The organism is Vibrio campbellii CAIM 519 = NBRC 15631 = ATCC 25920 (assembly GCF_002163755.1).
GTDB lineage: Bacteria > Pseudomonadota > Gammaproteobacteria > Enterobacterales > Vibrionaceae > Vibrio > Vibrio campbellii.
Map to the genome: position 1 here is coordinate 529,964 of NZ_CP015864.1, position 19,914 is coordinate 549,877.

General features: G+C 44.6%; 17 protein-coding genes and 2 pseudogenes. 11 read left to right on the plus strand and 8 right to left on the minus strand.

Annotation, left to right across the window (positions count from 1 at the left end; all coding sequences use genetic code 11):
* Window positions 1-3 precede the first annotated feature (3 nt).
* The 3 genes from A8140_RS18165 to A8140_RS18175 form a co-directional block, all read right to left on the minus strand.
* Complete coding sequence (locus tag A8140_RS18165) at window positions 4-1,329, minus strand: DUF1501 domain-containing protein (RefSeq protein ID WP_005532157.1); 1,326 nt, start codon at window positions 1,327-1,329, stop codon at window positions 4-6.
* Window positions 1,330-1,338: 9 nt separating this feature from the next.
* Window positions 1,339-2,901: a DUF1800 domain-containing protein gene (locus A8140_RS18170; RefSeq protein WP_005532159.1), complete on the minus strand. Its 1,563-nt coding sequence runs from the start codon at window positions 2,899-2,901 to the stop codon at window positions 1,339-1,341.
* A 534-nt stretch (window positions 2,902-3,435) separates the two neighbouring features.
* The gene (locus A8140_RS18175) at window positions 3,436-4,698 is read right to left on the minus strand and encodes a hydroxymethylglutaryl-CoA reductase (protein WP_005427148.1); all 1,263 of its coding nucleotides are present in this window, start codon (window positions 4,696-4,698) and stop codon (window positions 3,436-3,438) included.
* A 696-nt stretch (window positions 4,699-5,394) separates the two neighbouring features.
* Here A8140_RS18175 and A8140_RS18180 point away from each other — a divergent pair.
* Complete coding sequence (locus tag A8140_RS18180; protein WP_005536104.1) at window positions 5,395-6,027, plus strand: DUF3299 domain-containing protein; 633 nt, start codon at window positions 5,395-5,397, stop codon at window positions 6,025-6,027.
* A 282-nt stretch (window positions 6,028-6,309) separates the two neighbouring features.
* Complete coding sequence (locus A8140_RS18185) at window positions 6,310-6,528, plus strand: DUF6500 family protein (protein ID WP_005536101.1); 219 nt, start codon at window positions 6,310-6,312, stop codon at window positions 6,526-6,528.
* A gap of 48 nt (window positions 6,529-6,576) precedes the next feature.
* On the opposite strand, the pseudogene A8140_RS18190 reads toward A8140_RS18185, so the two are convergent.
* A pseudogene (locus A8140_RS18190) lies at window positions 6,577-8,280 on the minus strand (FAD-dependent oxidoreductase).
* Window positions 8,281-8,431: 151 nt separating this feature from the next.
* Here A8140_RS18190 and A8140_RS18195 point away from each other — a divergent pair.
* The 3 genes from A8140_RS18195 to A8140_RS18205 are packed head-to-tail and all read left to right on the plus strand — an operon-like array spanning window position 8,432 to window position 9,608.
* Window positions 8,432-8,725: an ArsR/SmtB family transcription factor gene (locus A8140_RS18195; protein WP_005536098.1), complete on the plus strand. Its 294-nt coding sequence runs from the start codon at window positions 8,432-8,434 to the stop codon at window positions 8,723-8,725.
* Window positions 8,726-8,751: 26 nt separating this feature from the next.
* Window positions 8,752-9,153: a YeeE/YedE family protein gene (locus A8140_RS18200; RefSeq protein WP_033000633.1), complete on the plus strand. Its 402-nt coding sequence runs from the start codon at window positions 8,752-8,754 to the stop codon at window positions 9,151-9,153.
* 14 nt (window positions 9,154-9,167) lie between these two features.
* Complete coding sequence (locus A8140_RS18205; RefSeq protein WP_005536093.1) at window positions 9,168-9,608, plus strand: YeeE/YedE family protein; 441 nt, start codon at window positions 9,168-9,170, stop codon at window positions 9,606-9,608.
* A 54-nt stretch (window positions 9,609-9,662) separates the two neighbouring features.
* Here the strand turns inward: A8140_RS18205 and A8140_RS18210 are convergent, their stop codons facing one another.
* Entirely contained in the window at window positions 9,663-10,526 is an 864-nt protein-coding gene (locus A8140_RS18210; protein WP_005536091.1) for an endonuclease/exonuclease/phosphatase family protein, read from the minus strand.
* Between the two features lie 308 nt (window positions 10,527-10,834).
* On the opposite strand from A8140_RS18210, the gene nrdD reads away from it, so the two are divergent.
* Window positions 10,835-12,955 carry an anaerobic ribonucleoside-triphosphate reductase gene (nrdD, locus tag A8140_RS18215; RefSeq protein WP_005536087.1) on the plus strand — a complete coding sequence of 707 codons (2,121 nt, stop codon included), beginning with the start codon at window positions 10,835-10,837 and terminating at the stop codon, window positions 12,953-12,955.
* An 85-nt stretch (window positions 12,956-13,040) separates the two neighbouring features.
* Entirely contained in the window at window positions 13,041-13,511 is a 471-nt protein-coding gene (gene nrdG, locus A8140_RS18220; protein ID WP_005536085.1) for an anaerobic ribonucleoside-triphosphate reductase-activating protein, read from the plus strand.
* Between the two features lie 148 nt (window positions 13,512-13,659).
* Here the strand turns inward: nrdG and A8140_RS18225 are convergent.
* Window positions 13,660-15,044: pseudogene (locus A8140_RS18225) on the minus strand (MATE family efflux transporter).
* Window positions 15,045-15,199: 155 nt separating this feature from the next.
* Here A8140_RS18225 and A8140_RS18230 point away from each other — a divergent pair.
* The 4 genes from A8140_RS18230 (at window position 15,200) to tnpA (ending at window position 18,710) form a co-directional block, all read left to right on the plus strand.
* Window positions 15,200-16,057: an AraC family transcriptional regulator gene (locus A8140_RS18230; RefSeq protein ID WP_005536083.1), complete on the plus strand. Its 858-nt coding sequence runs from the start codon at window positions 15,200-15,202 to the stop codon at window positions 16,055-16,057.
* 155 nt (window positions 16,058-16,212) lie between these two features.
* Entirely contained in the window at window positions 16,213-17,400 is a 1,188-nt protein-coding gene (locus A8140_RS18235) for an amino acid aminotransferase (RefSeq protein ID WP_005536081.1), read from the plus strand.
* 12 nt (window positions 17,401-17,412) lie between these two features.
* Entirely contained in the window at window positions 17,413-18,090 is a 678-nt protein-coding gene (locus A8140_RS18240) for an ATP-dependent zinc protease family protein (protein ID WP_005536078.1), read from the plus strand.
* A 185-nt stretch (window positions 18,091-18,275) separates the two neighbouring features.
* Window positions 18,276-18,710 (plus strand): IS200/IS605 family transposase, encoded by a 435-nt coding sequence (gene tnpA / locus A8140_RS18245; protein WP_033007908.1) that lies wholly within the window; start codon window positions 18,276-18,278, stop codon window positions 18,708-18,710.
* Window positions 18,711-18,822: 112 nt separating this feature from the next.
* On the opposite strand, the gene A8140_RS18250 is transcribed toward tnpA, so the two are convergent.
* Together A8140_RS18250 and A8140_RS18255 are read right to left on the minus strand one after the other, a co-directional pair.
* Window positions 18,823-19,359 carry a hypothetical protein gene (locus A8140_RS18250; protein WP_005535395.1) on the minus strand — a complete coding sequence of 179 codons (537 nt, stop codon included), beginning with the start codon at window positions 19,357-19,359 and terminating at the stop codon, window positions 18,823-18,825.
* 165 nt (window positions 19,360-19,524) lie between these two features.
* Complete coding sequence (locus tag A8140_RS18255) at window positions 19,525-19,896, minus strand: YgiW/YdeI family stress tolerance OB fold protein (protein ID WP_005535393.1); 372 nt, start codon at window positions 19,894-19,896, stop codon at window positions 19,525-19,527.
* Window positions 19,897-19,914: the final 18 nt, after the last annotated feature.

Here is a 19,914-nt window from a genome sequence, read left to right on the forward strand (position 1 = left end):
GTATTAAGACATAAAGCCAAGGTTTGGTGACGAGAAATTTCGGATGTTAGGGAACACGTAATCCAACGCTGCACCATCGGTAATACCCATCCATTGCGCTAGAGTTGATCCTACTTGGTCGGTTCCGATTTTAGGAATCAAACGCCCTTTCGAATAGTCATCCTCTCCACCTAACACCAATTCAGGCCAAGTGCCAATCGGCTTCGAGCCTTTTACCGCACCACCCATAACCAACTGATGTCCACCCCAACCGTGATCGGTACCATTACCGTTGTTTGTCATCCGGCGGCCAAAGTCAGACATGGTAAATGTAGTGACATTGTCACGCGTGCCCAAAGCATCTATTGCACGATACATGGCCAATAGGTTGGTGGCTAGATCGCCAAGTAACGCAGGGTGTTTGGAAAGCTGAGAATCATGAACGTCATATCCCGTATGTTTTACAAAGAAAACTTGTCGCTGCTGGCTTAAATGACTTTGGCTTGCGATCAACTTGTAGACCGTTTGCATCTGTTTACCGAGCGTTGTCGATGTGAACAACGGGGCGTTTTCTACGTTGTGCAGTTGTTCCGCTAAAACACCGCTCATGGTCATTGACTCATCGACCATCAGATTAAAATGACCACTGAAAGGGTTACTGGCAGAAGTAGCAAGAAGCTGATCGTACACTTCTTTGTAACGAGGATTCCCAAGCGCACTCAATTGAACCGCTCGGTCTTTCTTAAGAACCGTTTGTCTGTGTTCAAGGGAGCGCAACCACAAAGAATCACCGTGTACGCTATATAGTGGCGTGATGTCCGAATGTGAACTCATCACATCAAGCATTCTGCCTGCCCAGCCAAGATTAGCGAACGAATTCATGCCGCCGCGCATCAAGGCATTGGTTTGTGAGTTATGGGAGAAGAGCTGGTCGGGTAACGGGACTTCACCCGCGTCGATCATTCCCTTAGTCATGGGTTGTTCAAGAACTCCGCTATTAAGAACAACAGTTGCATCTCCGTTGTCAAACAGCTCCGTCAATCGAGCCAACTTAGGGTGCATGCCTAACGGCACATCATTTCCTTGTCTATCTTCCGCATTCAACCCGATGGGGGTGATGCTGTTTTTAGCGACGGAAAGTTTGCCTCTAACATTCGCGTATTGGTCGTAATGAAAATCAGACAGAGGTAAGAATGTATTGATTGCATCATTGCCGCCATCTAAATACACGCAGATTAGAGCACGAAAATCATTACTTGGTGAAGCCAAGGCATAGCCGGGAAGCCCAACGGAAGCGAATGCGCCCAGAGAAGCGGTTCCTTTCATAAAATTGCGTCGTGATAGTTTCATAATTCACCCCTAATTTTGAATGTAGAATTCGCTGCCAGAAATTGCGGTGAAAATCACTAAGGCAAGTTTGGTGGTGGGAACATAATTGGTTTCGTACTCATTCAATGCGTTATGCATGTTTTGTTGCAGCTGTGGTGACGCTGTACTTGCAAAGAAGCGCGCATCGATGGCTTCAACTAACGCGTCATGATCGTCGAGTAACGCGTACAGCTCTGTCATGTCGAGTGTGTAGGTCGAGCCCTCTCCCTTACGAACACTGTAAAGCATGAAGTTAACCGACTCTGTGTACACAGACCAATCCAGTAACTCGTACTCAGGAGAAACTATACCGTTAAAGACAAAGTCTGCCGAAGGTTGGTAATCGGGTGAATAGAAGTTAAATACAGAAGGTGAGCGCAACGGACCTTGATTGGCGATGTTCATCACTGAAACGGCGCCATCGTATCGAGCTGCACTAAGCGTGAACCCTGCAGCACGATGGAAATTGGTAAGAACTAAGATTGGCTCTTTCACTTTGATAGGGCGAACTTGAGTCAGCCCCCGAGCCTCATCGTCAAGTAAGATGGCGCGAATAACTGCATCAAGATCGCCTTTGGTGCCGTGGCCATTGTTATTGAACACGGTTGCTACTCGGGCTACGTATCCCGGCGTAGGGTTTGACGTCACAAAACGTTGGATGAGCAGCTTAGAGATAAAAGGAGCAATATTATCGTGGCTCATTAAAGTATCGACCACTCGCTCAAGCTCTTCCTCCGCGGTTAGACCTGCAGGAATGGTAGTGCCCAGTACCGTTTTTTCATTCGTATCATGCCGATTTTTAATTACTCGCATCGGCAAAACGAACGCAGTATCCGATTTATTCCAACCAGTTAGCGCACGAGCTAGCTCTTGGATGTCGGTTTGCGTGTAAGTTGCGAGAGCATGCCCCGTTTTTTGATCGTATTTAATGCTCCCGTCTAGGTTGAGCTGATACAAACCAATACTGAAAAGCTGCATTAGTTCGCGAGCAAAGTTCTCGTCTGGAAGCGCACCAGTGTTTACGTTTTCTTTGGCGCTGCCCATCATCGACAAATAGTTCCCCATAACAGGGTGCTTTGCCGTTTTTAGCAGTAACTCCCGGTAGTTCCCAAACGCGTTTTCAACCAGTAGATCATAATAATTCACGAGACCTTCAGGCTTGCTGCTCAGAATACCACCATGCTTAGATACAACCAGGATTTGACTAAGGGCAAAGGCCATGCGTTGTCTGAGTTGATCCTCTGCGGTGAGGGCGATTTGATACCAAGCGTTTTCACGGTTTGCTTGAGCCCCTTTACTAAAGGGCGTGAAGTAAAGATCACTGTGATAAGTCGGTGGGAGAAGAATTTGTTCTGAAATCCAGTCCTCGTAATTGGTCTGGTTGACCTGGTCGATTAAAGTAGGAGTAGGACCAAATGTGGTTTGATATAAAAAGCGTGCAGTAGGTAGATCTGGATCGTCTTCGTCAGCCGATACTGGCCCAACAAAGAAAAGCAGCATGGCAACAAAGCCTAATACCCAGCAAGAAATCTCATTCTGTTTCTGACGTCTCATAGTTAACTCGCTTACCCAAAGGAACGACTTAAATCCATTTAACGGGAGTAATGAAGCTCATGGTGAGCTAATTAATAAATTTAGTGAAATCAAGCAGCTGCAGAACGGATTATAGACGGTAAAATTTGCTATCAAAGTTGTTAATTACAGAAAATAGTCGCGTGGAAGCTTAATTTTTCACAAGAAATAATGATAAGTAATTGAATAGTAATTGAGTATTTTGATGTGAGTTGGCTCAAATAAAATATGAAACTTTTTTGAATTCATACTTTGGTAGCGAGAACGTTTTCGTCAAGTTTGAGTAAGGTACGGTAAATGACATAACGCTTAGTTGCCTTGGTGTGAGCTTTTAAAGGAATTTTGAATGAGGAATGGCTCAATCCAGTGTTACTCAGGGAATACTGCTCGCCAAAGGCGAAATGTTCGTGGTTACTGGGGGGTTGTACAGTGTTTGATTGAGGTGCCATTAGCGGCATGTAGTAAAAGAAACCACTCTATGAATGGCAAAGAGTGGCTTTCCTAGATTTCGAGCTGTTACTTTCTTGCTAGCTTATGATGTGCACGAGAGAAATGATCGGCACAGAATGCACCAACAATTGAAAGCTCACCAGCCAAACACAGACCAGCAGCGACTTCTGCTAACGCCTTTGCTTTACCATTGCCGTGCAAACCAAGGATATCCAAACACGCTTTTTGAGTTGGCAAGCCAGTACCACCGCCTACAGTACCAACCATGATGTTTGGCAGGGTGACAGAGGTATACAAGTTTCCTTGAGAATCCACGTCCATTCGAGTAATACCAACCGCAGATTCTGCTACGCAAGCCGCATCTTGGCCGCATGCGATGTACAAAGCGGTGAGGGCATTGGCGTAGTGTGCGTTAATACCTATGGTGCCACTTAGTAAGCCACCGACCGTATTCATCTTGCCAAATTTGACCATGGCTTCTGGCGTGGTGTGCAGGTATTTCTCAACCAAAGCCGCAGGAATCGTCACTTCAGCGGATACTTTTTTACCGCGAACGGAACGCAAGGTGTGAGCGTTGGCCTTCTTATCACCAGACAAGTTGCCGTCAAGGTAAGCATCAACCGGAGCGATAGGACTGTGTTCGAGAATGTAGTGGAATACCTTATGTGTCGCGATGGTCACCATGTTCTGACCGGACGCATCGCCCGTCACGTATTCAAACACCAAGTAAACATGATTGCCTTCAATATTCACGTTGATGTCTTTTAGCTTGCCGTGCGTGGTGGTGGATTCTGCTTCTTTACGGAAGATATCGTATTGAGTCACCACCCAACTGACGAACTGCGCGGCTTCTGCAAGAGATTGGAAGCCAAACACAGGTGTACGGCTAACACCTTCGCTGATCAAGAGGGTACTTGCGCCACCAGCGGCAGTAATTAAGTTTGCACCGCGGTTATAAGAAGCGACCAATGCAGCTTCTGTTGTTGCGAGAGGGACTAAGTAGTCGTCGTTCGCATAAAGACCGTTAATACGCAGCGGGCCGGCAACACCAACAGGAACATTAACTGTACCAATAAAGTGTTCGATGTTGTTGGCGTATTGGTCGTAATGCGATTGAGTAAAAGGATCCAGAAGAAGATCTTTGTCCGTCATGGATTCTAGCACCTTCCAACGGCGTGCAATGTGCTTTTCCGTCAGACCTGCGCTAAGGCAGAGTTTCTTTTCTGGCTTGTGGTATTTCGGTTCTAATGCCGATTGTACTTTTTCGCAGGTTCCATTCTCAGAGAGTGCAGAGCTATTCCTTGCGCTGTCTAAATTTAATTTCGGCATACAAACGTTTCTTTATTCATTTAGTTTGGAATTGTAGTGATACAAAACGTGATTACAATCCCGCGTATACGTTTTGCAACAAAAGGTTGCTCAGCTTCAAAGGGATGAGCATTTGTCTTGAACCGAAGATTACGAGCTATCGGCGAGACAAAAAACAAACAATACAATTGCGAACCAGCTTAACTCATTGAAAAAAATAACTTTAAAGATAGCTTGTTACGGATGGTGAATGAGTGAGAAATGACCGAAAGTCTAAATTCTTATTATTGTTAAAATTGCTCAAGGTGGGTTAATTACTCTAATTTTGAACATCAAAAAGATGGGATTGAAATGTTCTGGCATGGCGTAAAATGGTAAATAATTTGAGTTGCGCCGCGGCATAATAGCCCCACGTTTTCAATTGAGGGTAACGTATGATTGTTTATTTTCGAGTTCAGGACGTAGAAGTGCTGTGTTGTTCGCATGAATCCACAAAAATACGAAAATAGGCGTGGTAGTACTGGAGGCTGATACTGGTGTATGGAAATCCTTTGCAAGACATCACAATTCTTAACCATTTCCAAGATAAATTTAAAGTAATTATGAAAGACGGGAAGACCCTCAAGAATACCTTGTAGTAAACTGTTTCGATTATTTGGGGACGTTGGATGTCCCCAAATTTTTCTCTAAAAGACAAAAAACTATTCAAGGGAACGTATGAAGAAGTACCTATTGGCTGGCTTAGTTTTGCTGGCTTCAACAAATGTATCCGCCGATCAATTAAGCTGGGAGCAATTGTTGCCAGTGAATGTTCCTCAGATTGAAGACCCATTTGTAAAACTCACAGACCAACAACTTTTTGAACTGGGCTCTCTTGCAAGATATCGCGATTCTCAAAATCTTAATGAGCAACAAAAGCAAACCATGAAAGAGTTAGAAGATAGTTTAAAGGCTGAAGACTTAGACATTGAATGGTTGTTCAAAAAGCGCGAAGAAATTACTGAGCATCGTCGCATGCTTGCATCGATGCCAAACGCAACGCTAACAGAAGACACTTATGAAATTCCTGGCTTTGTAACGCCAGTAGAATTTTATAATGACGTTGTCACAAAGTTTTTCCTGGTTCCAACCATGGGGGCTTGCATCCATACGCCACCACCACCTGCAAACCAAATTGTTTTGGTCGATTATCCAAAAGGCTTAAAGCTAACTTCTCTTTACGAGCCAATTTGGGTGAAAGGGGATCTGCATGTGAAAAAGACCAAAGCTGATGTTTCATACTCTGATGGTGCTGCGAACGTAGAAACCATCTACCAAATGGACGAGGTTACAATTCGACCTTACCGATAAGAGTACACCATTGCTGAAATACTCGTGAGAAACGCCCTTGGCGAGAGTCACTAGCGGGAGATCATAAGTTACATTTGGTTTGGAAGGTCGAACATCTCCATGCTTGAGGCGATACGTCAAGAAAGGTTTAGCTCAATCGATAGCGGTTTTGGTCTTCGTGCGAGAATATTCATCTAGATGATTATGTTTATTTGCCTCACCAAGAATAACTGTATATAAATACAGTTATTCTTGTTTTGGGTTAATTTTGCTATCGCAAAGAGAAAGATAAAGGGAAAGGCAATGAACATCGCGTTAAGAGACAAAATCATTCAGGTGTGTAAGAAGAAAATAGAGCAGAAAGGCGACAATGTTGGCGTGTCCTTTTATGCCTTTTTCGCTAATAAGAATGACAACCCTGAGTTACTGATGGAAGCGGCGACTTGGTGGATTCAAACTCATCAACTCGATCACTTCGAAAAAGCGACCAAGATTATTCATTTAGTCGAATCCGAAATGTAGAAAGGGGCACATACCGTGCCCCTTTGTCTAACTAAGCAGAATTAGAGATTAAGCTTTTGCGAACTTGTAAGTACGGTAACCACCAAGCAGGTTACGTGCTTTAAACCCGGAGTTGACCAGTTGACGATAAGCGACGTTACCGCGCAAGCCGACCTGACAATAAATCACGATCTCTTTGTCTTTAGGCAGTTCACTCATACGTTGGCGAAGCTGGTCGACAGGAATATTGATCGCGCCTTCAATGAAACCTACGGATTCTGATTCTCCCGGATTACGAACATCAAGCAGCACTTGATCTTCTGACAGGTTGTCGATTTCATCAAAATGAATCGCTGTTGCGTCACCGTTAATGATGTTATTCGCAACGAAAGCCGCTTGGTTAATCACATCTTTCGCTGAACCATACGGCGGCGCGTAAGTGAGTTCAAGGTGTTGCAGTTGTTCTACCGTCATACCAGCACGCTGTGCAACTGCCATTACGTCGATACGTTTATCAACGCCATCTTTACCTACGGCTTGTGCACCTAAAATTTTGCCGGTTGCTGGATCAAACAGCATTTTGAACGACACAGTTTCTGCGCCAGGGTAGTAACTCGCGTGGCTTGCTGTGTGGACATACACTTTTTCATAAGTGATGTTGTCACGTTTAAGCTGCTTCTCATTTTTACCAGTAGAAGCGACGGCTAAATCGAAGATCTTACAGATCGCTGTGCCTTGTGTACCTTGGTAATTTTCTTGGCGACCAAGCATATTGTCTGCTGCCATACGACCTTGACGGTTTGCTGGCCCTGCCAGCGGAACAAGTGTTTGTTCGCCAGTGACAAAGTCTTTCTCTTCAACCGCATCACCAACAGCGTAGATTTAAGGGTCGCTGGTCTGCATGTACTCGTTGGTGTAAATACCGCCTAGCGAGCCGATTTGAAGGCCAGCTTCTTGTGCGAGTTTTGTCTCAGGGCGAACACCAATTGCCATGATCAGGATATCGGTATCAAGCTGGTCACCATTGTTTAGAGACAGCGTCAGTTTTCCTTGAAGGTGTTGGTGTGCGTCATCTTCACCCGTTTCTATGTTCGCGATAGATTGGTTCGCCACATACTCAACAGAAGATAGAGCAACGCCTAAACGTAGGTCGATACCTTTCTCTCGGATTTCAGCATGCGCAAAGCCTGCCATTTCTCGGTCAACGGGCGTCATCACTTGATCCGCCATTTCAACTAATGTGGTTTTTACGCCAAGCTGGTGGAACGCTTCCATCATTTCCAAACCGATAAAACCACCGCCAACGACCGAAGCGTGTTCAACTTTGTTGGTTTCGATCGTTTTAATGATGCGATCCATATCTGGAATATTGCGCAGCGAGTGCGTTAGTGGGTTATCAATCCCCGGAATAGGCGGCACAACTGGACCTGCGCCAGGACTGAGTAGAAGAAAGTCGTAGTTCTCTTGGTATTCTGACCCATCAAGCAGGTTCTTAACCGTAACCGATTTGTCTTGGCGGTTAATTGAAACCACTTCGTTCATCACACGGACATCAACATTGAAGCGCGCTAAAAAGCTTTCAGGCGTTTGAAGAAGCAGTTTGCTGCGTTCTTGGATATCACCACCAATGTGGTACGGCAAGCCACAGTTTGCAAATGATACAAATGGACCGCGTTCAAACATGATGATTTCTGCGTCTTCACTAAGACGACGAGCGCGAGCTGCTGCAGACGCACCGCCAGCAACACCACCAATAATCACGATTTTGCTCATGGATTTCTCCTACTGAATGATCGAAAACGCCTACACCTCACTTAAACGAATTAGCTTTATCTAATGTTATATAATCTACATTAGCATTGACTTAATTATATTCATTAGTAATATCTAATAAAATTTAACGTATTGATGAAGGGGCGTAAGAATGGGCGACAGTATGCTACAAAGCGCGACCGAAGCGAGTGAGCTACTTAAAATAATGGCTCATCCAGAGCGCTTAATCGTGATGTGCAAGCTGATTGAAGGTGAAAAAGGGGTCGGTGAACTGTTTGAAGGCTCAACATTAAGCCAATCTGCCTTTTCACAACACCTCACCGTATTGAGAAAACACAACATCATCAAAGCACGAAAGGTTTCTCAGCAGGTGTTCTATTCGATTTCTGATGGAAGAGTCGCTCCGCTGATCGAAGCGTTTAACCAAGTTTTCTGTAAGCAGTAATTCAGAACTTTATACAGGTGGTTGTTATATTTGAAGTTTCTTGGGTGTCGCTTTTGGGCGGGGTCATGGTTGGCGCATCAGCGGTAGTATTGATGCTTTTCAATGGCAAGACCGCGGGAATCAGCGGGATCTTAAATGGTGCCGTTGAGAATGCCGACAGAATTTGGCGAATTGTGTTTTTAATTGCGATGGCATTGGGCGGTGTGTTTGCCGTTTATGTTCTTGGCGGGCATGTACCAACTGAGTACAGCGGCAATCTTGTTTTAGTTGTAGTAGCTGGTTTGTTTGTTGGGGTCGGTACACGTATCGGCAACGGTTGTACAAGTGGCCATGGCATTTGTGGGGTGGGGCGTTTCTCTGTCCGTTCCGTCGTTGCGACGTGTACTTTTATGGCCGCAGCGATGTTAACCGTCTTACTGGTATCGTGAGGAATAGTGTCGTTATGAAAACTCACGTAATGAAAAGTATTAAACAAATTTCCATCGTTGCATTTTCTGGTGTGGTTTTTGGTATTGGTATGGTGATTTCCGGTATGGCTGAGCCGGCAAAAGTGATCGGCTTCCTAGATATTACCGGAGAATTGGATCCAAGCTTAGCCTTCATTATGGGAGGAGCACTTGCGGTGTTCTTTCCTGCTTATCTTTTATTAATAAAGCCAAGAAGCGAATCTGTGTTTGGTGATGAGATTGTCTGTCCGACTTCTAAAACGATAGATAAAAAGCTAGTTGGTGGTGCAGCTCTGTTTGGTTTTGGGTGGGGCTTACTCGGTGTGTGTCCTGGTCCTGCGGTTGCCAGCCTTTTCACTGGCAACACACAAGTCTTGTTCTTTATAGCGGCAATGTTGGTTGGTTCGTTTACCGCTAAAAGAATGGTTCGCGGCTAAAGAGTTGTTTGATGCAAAAAAGAGAATCTTAACGTTAAAAAGAGATCTTAAACGCTAAAAAGAGAGCGTCGTTGAAACCGGGCAATGATCACTCAGTTTGTAGTCGAGCACATCTTGTGTTTTGAAAACGGTTTGAACACCAGACGACGCCTTTAAATCACCACTCACAATGATGTGATCGATCACAGAGCGGAATTGGTGGGTTTTCTTCGGATTACGATTAGAACGTACTTTACATTCCGCTTTGGTATTTTGGGTTACTAGCCTTGCATTGGTATTGTCCGATAGCACGTCCCATAACCAATCTCCTTGATAACCCAAATTGTGGTTAAAGTCGCCAAGCACCACATATTGTTGTTTGTTGTCCTCGCGCGTTTTTATCCATTTGGCTAGTGCCTGTCCTTGTTGTTTCACGATCTTACAGTCACGATTATTGCGATACGCACCACTGCACCCCGCTTTTAGATGCACAGAGAGTAGGTGAGTTTCGTTATCTTGGTCTGGATTCAAAACAAGGTAGCTGGCGAAGCGGAGCTTGCTGTTGCCTCGTGTGATAGAAAAGTCTGGCTTGTCCAACACGCTCACACCATTACGTACCGCAAAACCTGTATATTGATTGGTGTCATTGAACTGAAGGTGTCGGTTAGAGGCGTTTGAACGATCGGAAAGATAAATAGTGAAGTCATTGCCAACGGCTTTTTGGACAGCAGCAGCACTCTCGACTTCTTGAAAAGCGAGAATGTCGGCTTGTGTTTTATCCACATAGTGGTTCAGCTTTTCAAAATCTTGTAGTGTTCTCGACACTTTTCCACCATCTATAGATAACCATTCAATATTCCAGCTGGTTAAGTTGACGGAATTTTGAGCAAATGAAAAAGAACTAAAAAGTAATATCGTCGTAACAAAAAGTGATCGCATTTTGGTCTGTAGCACTCCTATTATTTAGCGCATTCCTTTCTATCCTTTATCCTATAAGACCTCGAAAAAAAGCAAGTGGATTTCGCTCCAATTTTGCAATTTTCACAGTTTTCTTCGCAACTGAGATCAACGCTAATAAGATCGATTTGTTCTTGTTCGCTACCCATTTTTTATTGATCAAAATCAATGTTTTCAATTGGTGCTTCTCGTTAAATACGCCACAATATATTGTGTCATCAGAATAAGAAATAACCCCATATAGTGTATTTGTGGATAAGTCTGTGAGTATTTTGGGGTAAGGAGAAAAAGTGAAACCAATCGTAATCAAGCGTGACGGCTCAAGAGCTCCGTTCAACAGGGATCGTATCCAAGCAGCAGTAGAAGCCGCAGCGGAAAACAAAGACAAAGATGTCGCCATTTATGCACTAAATGTTGCTCTGGCAGTTGAGTTGCAGCTTCAGGATCACGATGAAGTTCACATTCATGAGATTCAAGACTTAGTCGAAAATGAACTCATGCAAGGTCCTTACAAAGCCCTAGCACGTTCTTACATTGAATACCGCCATGATCGCGACATCGCTCGTGAGAAGCAAAATGCACTCACTCGCGAAATCGAAGGCCTGATTGAAGAAAGTAACCTAGACCTAATCAACGAGAACGCGAACAAAGACGGTAAAGTAATTCCGACTCAACGTGACTTGTTGGCTGGTATCGTAGCGAAACACTACGCGAAGACACACATCCTTCCTCGCGATGTGGTTCAAGCGCACGAAGTGGGTGACATTCACTACCACGATTTGGATTACGCTCCGTTCTTCCCAATGTTTAACTGTATGCTTATCGATCTTAAAGGCATGCTAACGCACGGCTTTAAAATGGGTAACGCTGAGATTGATACTCCTAAATCAATCTCGACTGCAACAGCAGTAACAGCACAGATCATTGCTCAAGTAGCGAGCCACATTTACGGCGGCACAACCATCAACCGTATTGATGAAGTTCTAGAACCGTACGTAATCACAAGCTACGAGAAACACCTAGAGATTGCAAAAGAGTGGAACATTGCTGAACCAGAAGAGTTCGCAAATGCACGCACTGAGAAAGAGTGTTACGACGCGTTCCAATCTCTAGAATACGAAGTAAACACGCTACACACAGCGAACGGTCAAACACCATTCGTTACGTTCGGTTTTGGTCTTGGTACAAGCTGCGCATCACGCCTTATCCAGAAATCGATTCTGAAGAACCGCATTGCAGGTCTAGGTAAGAACCGTAAAACAGCGGTATTCCCTAAACTGGTATTCGGCATCAAAGATGGCTTGAACCACAAATCAGAAGATCCAAACTACGACATCAAGCAACTTGCGCTTGAGTGTGCGTCTAAGCGTATGTACCCAGACATTCTTAACTACGACAAAGTAGTGGAAGTAACGGGTTCATTCAAAACGCCAATGGGCTGTCGTAGCTTCCTTGGTACTTACGAAGAAAACGGCGAGTTGATTCACGAAGGTCGTAACAACATTGGTGTAGTAAGCTTGAACCTTCCTCGCATCGCTATTCGTGCAAACGGCAGTGAAGAGAAATTCTACGAGCTTCTAAACGATCGCCTACGTCTTGCACGTAAAGCACTAGAAACACGTATCTCTCGTCTAGAAAACGTGAAAGCACGTGTTGCTCCGATCCTTTACATGGAAGGTGCGTGTGGTGTTCGTCTGAAAGCAGACGACTCAATCGCAGATATCTTCAAGAACGGTCGTGCGTCTATTTCTCTTGGTTACATCGGTGTACACGAGACAATCAACGCGCTATTCGGTACAGAAGCGCACGTTTACGATGACGCTGTTCTACGTGAAAAAGCAGTAGCAATCATCAAGCACCTGAAAGACACAGTAAACGGTTGGGCAGAAGATACTGGTTACGGTTTCAGCCTATACGCGACGCCAAGTGAAAACCTATGTAGCCGTTTCTGCCGCATCGACGCGAAAGAATTCGGTGTAATTGAAGGCGTAACAGACAAAGGTTACTACACCAACAGCTTCCACCTAGATGTTGAAAAGAAGGTGAACCCATACGACAAGATCGACTTTGAGATGCCTTACCCAGAAATCTCAAGCGGCGGCTTTATCTGTTACGGCGAGTTCCCAAACATGCAACGTAACGTTGAAGCACTAGAAAACGTATGGGACTACAGTTACACCCGCGTACCTTACTACGGTACTAACACGCCAATTGATGAGTGTTACGAGTGTGGCTACAACGGCGAGTTTGACTGTACTAGTAAAGGCTTCACTTGCCCAAGCTGTGGCAACCATGACTCAACCAAAGTGTCAGTAACACGCCGCGTTTGTGGCTACCTAGGCAGCCCAGATGCGCGTCCGTTTAACTTCGGTAAGCAAGAAGAAGTGAAGCGTCGAGTTAAGCACCTGTAAGGTTTACTTAAGCTCAAACCCAATAATGAAAATCAACCTGTCGTGGGTTGATTTTCTTTTCTAGCCAGCAAAACAAGGCACGATTATGAATTACCACCAATACTATCCAATCGACGTTGTTAACGGACCAGGTACACGCTGCACGTTATTTGTGTCGGGCTGTGTACACCAGTGCCGCGGCTGTTATAACCAGTCGACGCAACGCTTGGATTCTGGTGTGTTTTTCACGCAAGAAGCGGAAGACAAAATCATTGCAGACCTAAACGACACTCGCATCAAGCGCCGCGGTTTATCTCTGTCTGGTGGTGATCCTTTGCATCCAGCGAACGTGCCGCACATTCTTAAGCTTGTAAAACGCGTAAGAGAAGAGTGCCTAGGCAAAGATATTTGGGTTTGGACAGGTTACACGCTTGAAGAGCTCGACGATGCGCAGCGTGAAGTGACGCAATACATCGACACATTAATCGATGGCAAATACGAGCAAGATAAACGAGACCTCAATCTAGAATGGCGAGGCAGCTCGAATCAAATCATCCATCGATTTACTGAGCTTTAAAGGTTTCAACTCAAGAAAAACCAAATATAAAAAGGGCACATTCGGATATTTCGAATGTGCCCTTTTGGTGTGAGTTCTTTAAAGCTCTTTATTAAAAACAGAGAGTTATCTTAGCTCTTCCTTGTATAAACATAGCACAACTTTATAGTTACGCCGTCACTCCAGAGTCATCTTCAACCATGTTGTTAATCCACGCTTAGATTGGATTCGGTGTGTGGTCAGAATGCCTTTTACCAACTCTTCGACCAGTAGAGACATCAACACCCAGTGCAGCGGTAAACCTAACACCATCCCGGTGTAGTAAGTGAGCGGAATGCCAATCGCCCATTGACCAAATGTATCAATGAAGATGCTATAGCGAATATCAGCGCCACTTTTCAACACGCCGCCAATACCGACCATGTTGAATACTCGAAGAATCATACCCAGTGCTAACACCAAGCATACATTCAGTGCCATTTGCTTATCGGTAAGCGGACTCATCTCCAGCAAGTTCAGAATCAATGTTGAACATGCCCAAACAACTAAGAATAATATCGTTGCGAGTACAGCGCTGGTAAACACATACCACCAAGCGGTTTTCTCTACACGGTCATATTCTTGAGCGCCAATGTCATTACCCAAAAGTACAGAGGCTGCGACAGCAAATCCCATAAACGTTGAAATCAACACACCTTCAATGGGTGATAGGAACGAGATAATCGCCAGCTCAGTTACGCCTAATTGGCCGTAAATGATGCTGTAGACAATCAAGCCGCCAGTCCACAACGCATCATGGATAAGCATTGGCATTGAGACTTTGAAATATTTGTTTCGGTACTTCTTTACTGTGCCTTCAAGCCAGTCTGAGCGAGTAGGGAGCAGATGTGAATATCGACGACAAAAGAAGTAAACCAGCACCGCAGTTTGGAAAAAGCGTGAGATAAAAGTACCGACAGCAGCCCCAAACACACCCCATTGTGGAAACCCGAGTAAGCCAAAGATTAAAACCGCATTGAGGAAGACATTCACAACGATGGCAGCAATGCTGACGTAAGTTGGCATCTTCGCCTCACCGACGGATTTCAACACCGACTCAATGGGAACGACGATAGCGGTACCTATGAGACTCAAGCCAGTCACTACTAAGTAATCTCTCGCCTAACCAACATACTCAGGATCGTCCGCCATAAAAGAGACTATCTCTTTGTCATAAACCACATACAGCCAAATAAATGGCAAAGTCACCACTAGCGAAATAAACCAAGATTGCGCTAACGTTCTGCGTATACCAGAGAGGTTCCCAGAGCCATAATACTGAGAAGCTAAAACCGTCACTGCGCCACACAATCCAAACACCACGGCGAGGTTAAAGAAAAAGATTCGGTTACCAACGCCAACCGCGGCCGTTGCAGATTCACCAAGTTGGCTCACCATAAAAATGTCCACCGCGCCGAGCAGTGAAAACAGCATGGATTGCAGTGACACAGGGACGCCGATCGCAATCAGCTTTTTCCAAAATGCTTTGTCTATGTATTGACGTGTTAAGAGCATCGCATTTCTCCTCTAAGAACAATGTGAGTAGTTTATCCGTATGATTTGGCGGTGTATTTTTCGAAGACATCCAAAAGTTTTGTCAAACTATCCAGTCTTTATCGATGGTTTGATAGAACACGTTTGCCGTGAGTGCATTTGTGAGCCATCGAATCATGGAAGAAAAGCAAGAACGTTACACCATTTCAGAAAAGACTTATCAAGAGTTCATCGACCACACTCGCGTGCTTGCTCTTGAAGAAAGAGGCATCGTTCAATGTGGAATCGCCACTTGCCGAGAGTTCTTTTCCGTTTATCGAAAAAACCAGAAGAAACACATGTTGTTGTACACGGTTCGTGGCAAAGGCTGGTTGGAGAGCGGAGCCTGTCGTTATGAACTGGAGCCCGGATCGTTAGTGATCGTGCCAGCAGGTATCGAAAATGGCTTTGGAATGGAAGACGAAACGTGGCAAATCGCGTGGGTGTTTCTTTCCCAAGATAAAGAATGGTCAATGGTGAATGACGAGATTGAGTATCAACTTACGCCAGCACCAGAAGTGATGTATTTCTGTATTCAGGCTCTATTGCGAAGTATCAATCTACCTATCGATTACGGCGGTGAAGTCGGTGCACACAGTGTTGCCCAGTTAGAGCTCATGCTGAATATGCCGCACTCAGATTCCATATCACGCAACCAGTTAAAGTTGCGCCGCGTATTCGATTTGGTTCAGAGACAACTCCATAAAGAATGGACGGTAGAACAACTTGCAGCCTTGTACCCATGCTCTGAACCCCACTTGCATCGTTTGACCCAACAGCAGTTTGGGCGAAGCCCAATGGCACATCTAACTCGGATGCGAATGGAGTATGCTGCGCGTTTGTTGCGCTCAACAGAATGGTCAATTCAGCACATCGGTGAAATAGTAGGGTACCCAACGGGCGCCAACTTCAGTACACGATTCAAAGCTTGGTCGAGCATGACGCCACGTGAATTTAGGAAAAACGGCAAGCTAGATTCAAACTTCAATGAGTGAATCGTTCTTTTTATGACCGATTGAGCTCATAAAACTTCCCGGTCACCAGAATTTTGTACTCTAATTGGCGAAATGTGTGAAAAATCGTTTCGCCATTTATAACGAAAGTGTTACCGTGAGGTTCGATACTTGAATTTCAAAGGGTTATGACTTTCATGTTTTCTAATCTACCAACTCCTGTATTAGATCCTATTTTATCTCTTTCCGTCGCATACCGCGGCGATGAACGTCCAAACAAGGTTGACCTTGGTATTGGCGTGTACAAAAACAGCGCTGGTGAAACGCCAATCATGAAAGCCATTCAAATGGCACAAGAAGTGGTTGTCGAAAACCAAAAGACCAAATCCTACGTTGGGCTTGCAGGCTGTGAAGAATTCAACCAAAGCATGATCGATCTACTTCTGACGGGTACGTCAGCAACAGATCGTGTGGCAGCGATTCAAACGCCTGGTGCAAGTGGTGCGTTGCGTATGCTGGGTGACCTAATGAAGGTAGCACAACCAGATACGACGGTTTGGATTTCAAACCCAAGCTACGTAAACCACAAGCCAGTGATGGAAGCGGCTGGGCTTAAGGTGAAGTTCTACCATTACTTCTCACCAGAAACGAAACAAGTTGATACGGCGAAAATGCTAGAAGACCTATCTAAAGCAGGTCCTTCTGACGTCGTGCTTCTGCATGGCTGTTGCCACAACCCAACGGGAGCAGATATTGATTTTTCTGCGTGGCAAGCGATTACAGAGCTTTCACAAAAGAACGGTTTTACCCCATTTGTGGATATTGCTTACCAAGGTTTTGGTGACGGTCTAGAGGAAGACGCAAAAGGTCTCCGCTTTATGGCTGACAACGTTGAAGAAATGCTGATCACAACCTCATGTTCTAAGAACTTTGGTTTGTACCGTGAACGTACTGGTGCTGCAATTGTGATCGGTAAAAACACGAAAGACGTGGCAAATGCAAAAGGTAAGCTTCTTACATTAGCTCGTTCAACTTACACTATGCCGCCAGATCACGGTTCTGCATTGGTGAAAACCATTCTTCAAGATGCCAACCTTACTTCTGTTTGGAAACAAGAATTGAACGAAATGCAGCAACGCTTGCTGAATCTTCGTCAAACTTTGTGTAACGAATTGAGAAACAACCATAATACAGATCAATTTGATTTCATTGAGAGTCACAAAGGCATGTTTACTGTGCTAGGCTTTAGTGAAAACCAAATGGCGCAACTGCGTGAAGATTATGGCATTTATGGTGTCGGTGATGGTCGTATCAACATCGCTGGTTTGACCGAAACTCATATTCCTTACGTTGCTGACGCGATCCAAAAAGTATCTCAACGTTAATTGGGAGAGTTAATGAAGAACTGGAAACTGATTCTGCCGCTAATGATGAGCGGTGGTCTTATTGCTTGTACGTCGACACCGACGACCACTGAGCCTGTTGAGCCAGAAAAACCAGTCGTGGAGCAACCGGCTGAAAAGCCGGAAGTAAAACCTGAAGTAGAGTCAAAACCTGAGGTGAAGCCGGAACCAACACCGGAAACGAAACCTGAGAAGAAGCCAGAACCTAAACCAGAAAAGCCAGCTACGGTACAGAAAACACCTGATGGCATGCTGATTCTAGGTGCGGAAGAGTGGGTGCACATTCCTGCTATTAACCAGACTTTCAAAGGTCGTGTTGATACCGGTGCAACAACATCTTCAATCAGTGCGACTGAAGTGGTTCCATTTGAGCGTGACGGTAAAGATTGGGTTCAGTTCAAAATTGACATCAATGGTAAGGCGAGCAAAGAGTTCAAACTGCCTGTTGAGCGCTGGGCTAAAATTCGTCAGTCTTCTTCAGAAGATGTCGACAAGCGCCCAGTTGTGGTTGCCTACATCCAAGTTGGCGACTTAAAAGAACAAACCGAGTTTACGTTAACAGAACGTGGTCATATGAAGTTCCCAATCTTGTTGGGGCGTAGCTTCTTCCGTGACGTTGCGGTTGTGGATGTATCTAAGAAATACGTCCAGAACAAACCAAGCGGTAAGTAATCCAATACTCGGACGCTAAATATCGTATCGAATAACAAAAAGCCTCTCAACTGAGAGGCTTTTTTATTTTCAGCCCTAAACCACCTACTTCAGTAGGTGGTTATCATCCGTTTCGGCTTTGCCTGTAAAACTACTCATGCTAAATGCGTCTTTGATTTTTCCAGAAGTCAAAGAGGACAAATAACATGAGTAGATACAATCAAGCTTCCCACGTATTTTGGCGATGTCAATATCATATAGTGTGGACTCCAAAGTATCGATTTAGGATCTTGAAGAACAATATAGGTAAAGAAGTTTATCGATGTATTTATGTTTACTGTAATCAACTTGGATGTGAAGTAGTAGAGTTAAATATACAAGTTGACCACGTGCATTTAGTAGTAAAGATTCCACCAAAGCTATCGATATCCAAGTTGATGGGGGTATTGAAAGGCAAAATAGCCTTAAAGCTATTTAGTAAGTTTCCTCATCTCAGGAAGAACAGGCTTTGGGGTAATCACTTTTGGCAAAGAGGCTATTTTGTCGATAGTGTAGGAATCAATGAAGAAATCATACGCCGATATGTAAGACACCAAGAGAAGCAAGAGCGAGTAGAGCAGCACCAGTTGGCGTTGGATTAAACAAAGGCCCCCTTTTAGGGGGCTCACACAAAGCCACCTTCTTTAGAAGGTGGTAATTTACTTTATTCAATTGGTTAGCTCAGTGTCAGTGCATGAGCTTAGTCAGTTAAACTTAGTAAGCGAAACGCGCTGACAACACAAGTTGCTGACCGTAAGTACCGTTGTTTTTAAAATCGGCACCAAGTGACAACTGCTGTGTCGAGTGGAAGCGGGCACCAAGGTTATAGATGGTCTCAGAGTCATCATTATCGATTAACTGACCAATACGGCCGTGCAATTCAATGTTCTGCATGAACCAAACACGAGTACCGATGTTAACTTCGGTCTTCCATTTGTCACCGACAAGATCACCACTCTCTTTTTTGATGTTGTGAACCAGCATTTGGCCGTAAATATCGGCAAACTGTCCAGCAGGACCGTTAAAACCAATACCACCGGCAAGGTCCCAATCTCCGCTAAATTCACTGTCGGCACGACCAATGAAATGGGTGTTTTCGGTGAAGTAAGTTGTGACTTCACCACCAAACGTACCAGGACTGGTACCCATGCGGAATTCCATCATGTTGTAGTTGAAGTTGTTTGCATGTGCAGAAAGCGGCAAAACAGCGCACAAACCAAAGGCTGCAACCTTTAGAGCTTTACCTAGCATGGGTGTCTCCGGGCAAGAAAATAATACGAACGAAAAAAAGGTCTGCAAAATGCAGACCAAGATTTACAAAATATCATTTTAGGCGTTTATAGTCACCCAATGTACTAGGACAAAGTGCTAACTGATCAATGTTTTGCTGCTCAATTGAGCGGCTAAGAAGTCAGATTACATAACAACGAGGTGTTCAACTTCAATTTCAGGCTTGCTGCCGCCTTCAAACTCGCCAAATAGACGTACTTTTGTCGTTTGGTCGATTGGCGTCGTTAGTCGAATATCATCATCTAGCTCAACCATGATTTCACCAGAACCGTCGCTAAAGATAAATTGGTCGGCACGAGTTTGACGAAGTAGGTTGCCTTCTACAACCACGTCTTTTTCGGTGAACATACTTGAGTCTTTCATCAGTGCATCGACTTTCTCAACCGTAACAGGGCCATTAAATTGAATGCTTGATTGGTCATGGTTGTGGTCTTTTGCCATTGCAACAGTAGGAGCGATAGCAAGTGCAGCGATAGTAGCGATAACAGTGTTTTTCATAATTTGGTTTCTCTATAT

Bases quoted from the DNA above. Each gene is read 5' to 3' on its own strand.
- A8140_RS18165 (WP_005532157.1), bottom strand. From the start codon at position 1,329: ATGAAACTATCACGACGCAATTTTATGAAAGGAACCGCTTCTCTGGGC.
- A8140_RS18170 (WP_005532159.1), bottom strand. From the start codon at position 2,901: ATGAGACGTCAGAAACAGAATGAGATTTCTTGCTGGGTATTAGGCTTT.
- A8140_RS18175 (WP_005427148.1), bottom strand. From the start codon at position 4,698: ATGCCGAAATTAAATTTAGACAGCGCAAGGAATAGCTCTGCACTCTCT.
- A8140_RS18180 (WP_005536104.1), top strand. From the start codon at position 5,395: ATGAAGAAGTACCTATTGGCTGGCTTAGTTTTGCTGGCTTCAACAAAT.
- A8140_RS18185 (WP_005536101.1), top strand. From the start codon at position 6,310: ATGAACATCGCGTTAAGAGACAAAATCATTCAGGTGTGTAAGAAGAAA.
- A8140_RS18195 (WP_005536098.1), top strand. From the start codon at position 8,432: ATGGGCGACAGTATGCTACAAAGCGCGACCGAAGCGAGTGAGCTACTT.
- A8140_RS18205 (WP_005536093.1), top strand. From the start codon at position 9,168: ATGAAAACTCACGTAATGAAAAGTATTAAACAAATTTCCATCGTTGCA.
- A8140_RS18210 (WP_005536091.1), bottom strand. From the start codon at position 10,526: ATGCGATCACTTTTTGTTACGACGATATTACTTTTTAGTTCTTTTTCA.
- nrdG (WP_005536085.1), top strand. From the start codon at position 13,041: ATGAATTACCACCAATACTATCCAATCGACGTTGTTAACGGACCAGGT.
- A8140_RS18230 (WP_005536083.1), top strand. From the start codon at position 15,200: ATGGAAGAAAAGCAAGAACGTTACACCATTTCAGAAAAGACTTATCAA.
- A8140_RS18235 (WP_005536081.1), top strand. From the start codon at position 16,213: ATGTTTTCTAATCTACCAACTCCTGTATTAGATCCTATTTTATCTCTT.
- A8140_RS18240 (WP_005536078.1), top strand. From the start codon at position 17,413: ATGAAGAACTGGAAACTGATTCTGCCGCTAATGATGAGCGGTGGTCTT.
- tnpA (WP_033007908.1), top strand. From the start codon at position 18,276: ATGAGTAGATACAATCAAGCTTCCCACGTATTTTGGCGATGTCAATAT.
- A8140_RS18250 (WP_005535395.1), bottom strand. From the start codon at position 19,359: ATGCTAGGTAAAGCTCTAAAGGTTGCAGCCTTTGGTTTGTGCGCTGTT.
- A8140_RS18255 (WP_005535393.1), bottom strand. From the start codon at position 19,896: ATGAAAAACACTGTTATCGCTACTATCGCTGCACTTGCTATCGCTCCT.